The organism is Streptomyces sp. NPDC059456 (assembly GCF_042750055.1).
Classification (GTDB): Bacteria; Actinomycetota; Actinomycetes; order Streptomycetales; family Streptomycetaceae; genus Streptomyces.
In genome coordinates, this window is record NZ_JBHYVA010000331.1 from 1 (window position 1) to 8192 (window position 8192).

The window sequence follows — 8192 nt, forward strand, 5'->3', positions numbered from 1 at the left end:
GGCCCCGCCGCGGCGGGCGCGGTGGAATGGGAGATCGACGCGGGCACCCTGGGCCGCTCCGCCCGGGGAATGGTCCCGCTGATCGCGGCCGACGGGGAGATCGTCGGCGCCGTGTCCGTCGGCATCGCCTACGACAGCGTGCGCGAACGCCTGCTCGGCGCCATACCCGGCCTGCTCGCCTACGCGGGCGGCGCCCTCGCGGCCGGCGCGCTCGCGGCCTACCTGCTGTCCCGCCGGATCCAGCGGCAGACCCGCGACCTGGCCTTCTCCGATATCGCCGGCCTGCTCGCCGAACGCGAGGCGATGCTGCACTCGATCCGCGAGGGCGTGATCGCCCTCGACCGCGACGGCCGGGTCCGGCTGGTCAACGACGAGGCCGCCCGTCTCCTGGGCCTCCCGCAGCACGGCGCCGGCAGCGTCGCCGGACGCCCGCTGGACGACGTACTGGGCGCCGGCCGCACCACCGACGTCCTCGCCGGCCGCGTCACCGGCCGGGACCTGCTCACCGTCCGGGGACCCCGGGTCCTGGTCGCCAACCGGATGCCCACCGAGGACGGCGGGGCCGTGGCCACCCTGCGCGACCGCACCGAGCTGGAGCACCTCGGCCGCGAGCTCGACTCCACCAAGGGACTGATCGACGCCCTGCGCGCCCAGGACCACGAGCACGCCAACCGCCTCCACACCCTCCTCGGCCTGCTGGAGCTGGGCCTGCACGAGGAGGCGGTGGAGTTCGTCACCGAGGTCGTCGGAGTGCACCGCAGCACCGCCGAACAGGTCACCGAGAAGGTCCACGACCCGCTGCTGGCGGCCCTCCTCGTCGGCAAGGCGACCGTCGCGGCCGAGCGCGGAGTGCCGCTGCGCCTCGCCGACGCCACCTTCCTGCCCGACCGCCTCGTCGACCCCGGAGGCCTCGTCACTATCACGGGCAACCTGGTGGACAACGCCCTGGACGCGGCGGCCGGCTCCGCCGCGCCCCTGGTCGAGGTCGAGCTGCACGCCGAAGGGCGCACGGCGGTCCTGCGCGTACGGGACAGCGGCCCGGGCATCCCGGCGGCCCGCCGCGAGGACATCTTCACCGAGGGCTGGTCGACGAAACAGCCCAGGGCCCACCGCGAGCGCGGGCTGGGTCTGGCGCTCGTACGCCGCCTCGCGGAACGGCAGGGCGGCACCGTCCGGGCCGGCGAGACGGCCGACGGAGGGGCGGAGTTCTCCGTCGTGCTCCCGGAGGCCCTGCGATGAACGGGACCCCGGGCAGGGTGTACGCGGTGCTCGTCGTCGACGACGACACGCGTGTCGCCCGGATCAACGCGGCGTACGTGGCGAAGGTTCCCGGCTTCCGCGTCTGCGCCCGGGCCCATTCGGCGGCCGAGGCCCTGGAGCTCCTCGGTACCCGGCCCGTGGACCTGATCCTCCTCGACCACTACCTCCCGGACGAGAACGGCCTGGACCTGGTCCGCCGGCTGCGCCAGCTCGGCCACCACGCCGACGTGATCATGGTCACGGCCGCCCGCGACCTGGCCACCGTCCAGTCCGCCATGCGCCTCGGCGCCCTCCAGTACCTGGTCAAGCCCTTCACCTTCGCGGGCCTGCGCACCCGGCTGGAGGCGTACGGCTCCCTGCGGCGCACCCTGGAGACGGGCGGCGAGGCCGAACAGGCCGAAGTGGACCGGATCTTCGGCGCCCTCGCCGCGGCCGGCGCACCGAACGAGCTGCCCAAGGGCCATTCCGCCACCACCGCCGAACTGGTCCGCCAGGTCCTGCGCTCCGCCGGGGGCCCGCTCTCCACCCAGCAGATCGCCGAGCGCGCCGGCATCAGCCGCCAGACCGCCCAGCGCTACCTGAAGCTCCTGGAGCGCACCTCCCGGGTCACCCTGGCCCTGCGCTACGGCGAGACCGGCCGCCCCGAACACCGCTATTCCTGGCTCCCGTCCGAGGGCGCATGACCCGGCCGCAGGCCGCCGGGAACTGCGCTCACACGGCCCCGGCGCCGGTCAGGGACCGGACCTCCGTCTCCGCGTGCTTCGCCGCGTCCGGCTCCTCCGTCGAGGTGACCGTGCCCATCCAGCCCGCCAGGAAGCCCAGCGGGATCGAGACCAGGCCCGGGTTCTGCAGCGGGAAGAACTGGAAGCTCACCCCCGGGAAGAGGGAGTCGGGGCTGCCGGAGACCACCGGGGACAGGACGACCAGCACCACCGCCGGGATCAGCCCCCCGTACACCGACCAGACGGCGCCCCGCGTGGTGAAGGAGCGCCAGAACAGCGAGTACAGCAGCACCGGCAGGTTCGCGGAGGCCGCCACCGCGAAGGCCAGCCCGACCAGGAACGCCACGTTCAGGTCCTGGGCGAGCAGCCCCAGCGCGATCGCCACCGCCCCGATCCCGACGGCCGCGGCCCGGGCCACCGCGACCTCGCTGCGCTGACGGGCGTGGCGGCGCTTGAGCGAGGCGTACAGGTCGTGCGCCACCGAGGCCGAGGAGGCCAGCGTGATCCCTGCGACCACGGCCAGGATCGTGGCGAACGCGATCGCGGCCACGAAGGCGAACAGCACCGCTCCCCCGGTCGAGCCGGCCCCGCCGCCCAGGAACGCCGCGAGCAGCGGAACCGCCGTGTTCCCCGAGGCGTTGGAGGCCCGCACCTCGTCCGGACCGACCAGCGCGGCCGCCCCGAACCCGAGCACGATGGTCATCAGGTAGAAGCCGCCGATCAGCGCGATCGCCCAGACCACCGACCGGCGGGCCGCCCGCGCGGTCGGCACCGTGTAGAAGCGCGACAGGATGTGCGGCAGCCCGGCCGTCCCCAGGACCAGTGCCAGACCGAGGCTCATGAAGTCGAGGCGGGAGGTCAAGTCAGCCCCGTACTTGAGCCCCGGGCTGAGGAACCGCCGCCCGTGCCCGCTGCGTTCGGCGGCACTGAGCAGCAGCTGGTCGAAGTCCCCGTGGAAACGCAGCAGGACGAGCACGGTGAGGGTGACGGCCCCGCCCATGAGCAGCACGGCCTTGACGATCTGGATCCAGGTGGTGGCCCGCATGCCGCCGAAGGACACGTAGACCACCATCAGCGCCCCGACCCCGATCACGGTCAGCGTCCGGGCGGCGGTGCCGGAATCGCCGAGCAGCAGGCCCACCAGACTGCCCGCGCCGACCATCTGCGCGACCAGGTACAGCACCGAGACGGTGACGGAGGCGGTGCCCGCGGCGATCCGGACGGGCCGCTCGCTCATCCGGGCCGCCACCACGTCCGCGAGGGTGAACCGGCCGCAGTTGCGGACCAGTTCGGCGACCAGGAAGAGGACGACGAGCCAGGCGACGAGGAAGCCCACCGAATACAGCAGGCCGTCGTAGCCGAAGAGGGCGATCAGGCCGGAGATGCCGAGGAAGGAGGCGGCGGACATGTAGTCACCGGCGATGGCGAAACCGTTCTCCATCGGGGAGAACAGTCGGCCGCCGGCGTAGAACTCCTCGGCCGAACCGTGCCGGTTGCGGCTGACCCAGGTGGTGATGCCCAGGGTGACGGCGATGAAGAGGCTGAAGAGGATCAGCGCGAGGGTCTGGTGCTCCCTGGTCACCGGCCGGCCCCCCGGCTGCGCCGACGCTCCTGGCCGCGCTCCTGCTCGAAGACCGTCCAGCGCAGGTCCAGCGCGGCCCGGTCCCGGCGCAGCCGCGCGTGCCGGGCGTACGCCCAGGTCAGCAGGAAGGTGCTGAGGAACTGGCCGAGGCCCGCCAGCAGCGCCACGTTGACCGCCCCGACCACGGGGCGGGCCATCAGGCCGGGCGCCATGGTGGCGGCGACCACGTAGGCGACGTACCAGAGCAGGAACCCGGCGGTCGCGGGGACGACGAACCCGCGGTAGCGGCTGCGGACCTCCTGGAAGGCGGCGCTGCGCTGCACTTCGAGGTAGATGTCGGACGCCCCGGGCGCGCCGCGGCCGCCGGCGGCCGGACGCGGGGGCGGCGGGTCCTCGCCCTCGCCCTCCCCCCAGCCGACGGCGAGCGCGTCGTACCAGGGGTCGTCGAGCCGGATCGTTCCGGCATCGGGACCTTCGTGCTTGTCCACCGAACTCTCCTTGTCCGCTGCCGCATTGGCCGCGTGCCCACAAGGATGTGCGGTATGGACGTTTTCCGGACTGGTGTCCCGGTGCTCTTCACTCCAACCGGTGATGGAGCGAAGAGCACCGGTGTGCCGGTGCGCCCGTCAGGCGTCGATGCGCGAGCGGTCCAGCGTCGCCGCGGAGCTCGTGATGAACTCCTTGCGCGGCGCCACCTCGTTGCCCATCAGCAGGTCGAAGACCTGCTCGGCGGAGTCCAGGTCGCCGATGTTGATCCGGCGCAGGGTGCGGAACCGGGGGTCCATGGTGGTCTCCGCCAGCTGGTCCGCGTCCATCTCGCCGAGACCCTTGTAGCGCTGGATCGAATCCTTGTACCGGATGTTCTTGCGCTGGAATTCGAGCAGGGTCTGGCGCAGCTCGTTGTCCGAGTACGTGTACACGTACTTGTCCTGGCCCTTCTTGGGCTGGACGAGTTCGATCCGGTGCAGCGGGGGCACGGCGGCGAAGACCCGGCCCGCCTCGACCATCGGGCGCATGTACCGCTGGAAGAGCGTCAGCAGCAGGATGCGGATGTGCGCGCCGTCGACGTCGGCGTCCACGAGCAGCACGATCTTGCCGTAGCGCGCGGCGTCGATGTCGAAGGTCCGGCCCGAGCCGGCCCCTATGACCTGGATGATCGCGCCGCACTCGGCGTTCTTCAGCATGTCCGAGACGGACGCCTTCTGAACGTTGAGGATCTTGCCGCGGATCGGCAGCAGCGCCTGGAACTCCGAGTTCCGCGCGAGCTTGGCGGTACCGAGGGCGGAGTCCCCCTCGACGATGAAGAGCTCGCTGCGCTCCACGTCGTCGCTGCGGCAGTCGGCCAGCTTCGCGGGCAGCGAGGAGGTCTCCAGCGCGGTCTTGCGGCGCTGGGCCTCCTTGTGCTGACGGGCGGCGATCCGGGTCCGGGCGGCCGCGACGATCTTCTCCATCACGGCGCGGGCCTGCTGCTTGTCGTCGCGCTTCGTGCTGGTCAGGAAGGCCTTGAGCTCCTTGGCGACCACGGCCGCGACGATCCGGGCGGCCGCCGAGGTGCCGAGCACCTCCTTGGTCTGGCCCTCGAACTGCGGCTCGGCCAGCCGGACGGTGACGACCGCCGTCATGCCCTCCATCGCATCGTCCTTGACCACGTCGTCCTCGGCGACGCGCAGCAGCTTCGCCGAGCGCAGCACCTCGTTCACCGTCTTGGTGACCGAGCGCTCGAAGCCGGTGATGTGGGTGCCGCCCTTGGGCGTCGCGATGATGTTGACGAAGGACTTGACCGAGGTCTCGTACCCGGTGCCCCAGCGCAGGGCGATGTCCACGCCGAGCTCCCGGGTGACCTCGGTGGGGGTCATGTGGCCGCGCTCGTCGAGGACGGGGACGGTCTCCTTGAAGGTGCCCTGGCCGCTCAGGCGCAGCACGTCGCAGACGGCCTTGTCCTGCGCGAGGTAGTCGCAGAACTCGCTGATGCCCCCGTCGAAGCGGAAGGTCTCCTCCGTCTTGCCGGCGCCGTCGATCGCCCGCTCGTCGCGGACGACGATGGTCAGGCCGGGGACGAGGAAGGCGGTCTGGCGGGCACGCTGGTAGAGCGTCTCCAGCGAGAGCCGGGCGTCCTTCAGGAAGATCTGCCGGTCGGCCCAGTAGCGGACCCGGGTGCCGGTCTTGCCCTTGGCGACCCGCTTGACCTTGCGCAGGCCGTTGGCGGGGTCGAAGGGGCTGTCGGGGCCCTGCTCGGTGAACATCCCCGGGACGCCGCGGCGGAAGCTGATCGCGTGGGTGGAGCTGTTGCGGTCCACCTCGACGTCCAGACGGGCGGAGAGGGCGTTGACCACGGAGGCGCCCACGCCGTGCAGGCCGCCGGAGGCCGCGTACGAGCCCCCGCCGAACTTGCCGCCGGCGTGCAGCTTGGTCATGACGACCTCGACGCCGGACAGCCCGGTCTTGGGCTCCACGTCGACGGGGATGCCGCGGCCGTTGTCGCGGACCTCGACCGAGGCGTCCTCGTGGAGGATCACCTCGATGTGGTCGCAGTAGCCGCCGAGGGCCTCGTCCACGGCGTTGTCGATGATCTCCCAGAGGCAGTGCATGAGGCCTCGGGAGTCGGTGGACCCGATATACATGCCGGGGCGCTTGCGGACGGCCTCAAGACCTTCGAGGACGAGCAGGTGCCGCGCGGTGTAGTTGGAGCCGTCCCGGTCTGCTCCGGACAGCAGCGCGCTGGAAGGCACGGACGTGTCGGCGGTCACGCAGTTCGCTCCTCGCTGAATTTCTTTTTCTGGCCCGTCGGGCGCAGGGTGGCTCGGTTGCCCGTCGAAGGGTACCGAGGCCTGGTAGAGCCGATGCAACGCCACCCTCGCGCTTCATCAGCGTAGTGCAGGACCGCACGGATGTTCGATCCCCCGCGCGGGTGAAGCAAACATCACGTTCCCTTCCAGGCATGAACCATTTAGTGTTCGGGCACGTCCTCATGAACAACCGGCACTCACGCCGGGGAGGACGGAACTGCTACAAGCGAACGACTGACAACGCGAAACCGTAAAGCAACGCAATACGGCTCCTTCGCCGCCAACCGGCAGCAGCCGGCCAGCTTCGGAAGGAAGTTTCGAGGAAAAGCCGCGAGCGGGAACGTTTTCGGCCTGGTTGGATGTTGACCCTGGTACGACAGCTCGTCGAGCTAGAGAAGAGGCGACGTGACTACTGTTCTGACACCCGCGACCCCGCTGACGGCCGCTGACCGATGCGACCGTTGCGGCGCCCAGGCATATCTGCGCGTCGTTCTGCTGAGCGGTGGTGAACTGCTGTTCTGCGCCCACCACGGGCGTAAGTTCGAGCCGGAACTCAAGAAGATCGCCGCGGATATACAGGATGAGACCGAGCGGCTCACGTCCGCTCCGACGGCCAATGCCGACACCGAGGACCGCTGACACAGGCCTATACCTCGCATCCGACGAGCCAGGACCGGCCAGGCCGGTCGACGGGCGGCACCCCCTGAGACCCAGGGGTGCCGCCCGTCCTCACGTCCGGAGCCCTGCGGGGCGCCCCGGCTAGCCGCCGCCGTGCCCCCGTACGGGCCGTGCAGCCGGTCCGGAGCGCCGTTCGGCACCCCACGGGACGTCCTGGCCGTCGCTGGTCCGCGGAGCCGTCTCAGAGGCCGTGACGAAGTCCGTGAGCGGCGCGATCTTCGTGTACACCCCCGGACTGTCGGCGCGCCCGCAGCCGCGGCCCCAGGAGACGAGCCCGATGAGCTTGCCCTGGGCGACCAGCGGCCCGCCGCTGTCCCCCTGGCAGGCGTCCCGGCCGCCGTCCCGGTGCCCCGCGCACACCATGGAATCGGGCCGGTACTGTCCGTCCGCGTCCCCCGGGTAGGCATGCCGGCACACCTCGTCCGCCAGCACGGTCACCCGCGCCGCACGCAGTGCATACGCATAGTCGCCGAACCCGCTCGTGTCGCCCCAGCCGTACACGGCCGCCTCGCCGCCCGGCGCGTAGCCGGGATGCCCGGCGCCGGCCATGGGGAGCACGTACTGCGCGGGAACCGCCTCGTCGAGCTCCAGCACGGCCAGGTCGCCGGCGTTGCTCCGGGAGTCGTACGCCGGGTTCACCCGGGCCGAGCGCACCGCGATCTCCCTGCCCTCGGACGCCCGCAGCTCCGTGCGCCCGGCGATCACCCGGAAGTCGGGAACGGACTCCACCGGGCCGCCCAGCACCTGGCGGCCCAGGCAGTGGGCCGCCGTCAGCACCGTGGTCGGCCCCACGATGACGCCCCCGCAGAACTGGCCGCCCCGCGTACCCCCGAACCGGTCACGGCTGGCGAGGGCCACCACCCACGGGCTGTCGGCCGCCTTCACGGGCCTCCCGCCGATCACCACACTGTCCGCGGCTGCGTGCGGCGCCTGGGCCAGCGGCGCCGCAGCCGCTCCCGCCACCAGGGTCAGCGCGCCCGCCAGAGCACGGGAAAAGGGACGACGCATGAGGCCTCCTGACTCTGAGTGTGCATGACTCCACCCAGAGTGGGACGCCAAGTGGCGGGGGGGGGGGGGGGGGGGCGGCGGGAGACCGCCGGCCCCGCCCCCCCCCCCGGGGCGGTGGGGGAGGAGAGGAAAAAAAAGAAAGAGAACACCACCAGG

Annotated in this window: 7 protein-coding genes; 3 read left to right on the forward strand and 4 right to left on the reverse strand. The window is 71.7% G+C overall.

Features of this window, described 5'->3' with window-relative positions; all coding sequences use genetic code 11:
* Together ACFXA3_RS25440 and ACFXA3_RS25445 are read left to right on the forward strand one after the other, a co-directional pair.
* Positions 1–1239: ATP-binding protein (locus ACFXA3_RS25440; RefSeq protein ID WP_385190512.1), on the forward strand; the 1239-nt coding region annotated here is incomplete at its 5' end.
* Positions 1236–1943 (forward strand): response regulator, encoded by a 708-nt coding sequence (locus ACFXA3_RS25445; RefSeq protein ID WP_385190515.1) that lies wholly within the window; start codon positions 1236–1238, stop codon positions 1941–1943. The genes ACFXA3_RS25440 and ACFXA3_RS25445, both read left to right, overlap by 4 nt.
* A gap of 28 nt (positions 1944–1971) precedes the next feature.
* Here ACFXA3_RS25445 and ACFXA3_RS25450 read toward each other — a convergent pair whose 3' ends face one another.
* From ACFXA3_RS25450 to ACFXA3_RS25460, 3 genes are all read right to left on the reverse strand, one after another.
* The gene (locus ACFXA3_RS25450) at positions 1972–3564 is read right to left on the reverse strand and encodes a cation acetate symporter (protein WP_385190518.1); all 1593 of its coding nucleotides are present in this window, start codon (positions 3562–3564) and stop codon (positions 1972–1974) included.
* Positions 3561–4052 (reverse strand): DUF485 domain-containing protein, encoded by a 492-nt coding sequence (locus tag ACFXA3_RS25455; RefSeq protein ID WP_385190520.1) that lies wholly within the window; start codon positions 4050–4052, stop codon positions 3561–3563. The genes ACFXA3_RS25450 and ACFXA3_RS25455 overlap by 4 nt, the downstream gene beginning before the upstream one ends.
* A 138-nt stretch (positions 4053–4190) precedes the next feature.
* Positions 4191–6311 carry a type IIA DNA topoisomerase subunit B gene (locus tag ACFXA3_RS25460; protein WP_385190523.1) on the reverse strand — a complete coding sequence of 707 codons (2121 nt, stop codon included), beginning with the start codon at positions 6309–6311 and terminating at the stop codon, positions 4191–4193.
* 444 nt (positions 6312–6755) lie between these two features.
* Here ACFXA3_RS25460 and ACFXA3_RS25465 point away from each other — a divergent pair, with 444 nt between their 5' ends.
* Positions 6756–6989, forward strand: coding sequence for a hypothetical protein (locus ACFXA3_RS25465; protein WP_030154305.1), 234 nt, complete (start codon positions 6756–6758; stop codon positions 6987–6989).
* Between the two features lie 120 nt (positions 6990–7109).
* Here the strand turns inward: ACFXA3_RS25465 and ACFXA3_RS25470 are convergent, their stop codons facing one another.
* On the reverse strand, positions 7110–8036 hold the full coding sequence (locus ACFXA3_RS25470; RefSeq protein ID WP_385190526.1) for a S1 family peptidase: 927 nt from the start codon (positions 8034–8036) through the stop codon (positions 7110–7112).
* Between the last annotated feature and the right edge of the window lie 156 nt (positions 8037–8192).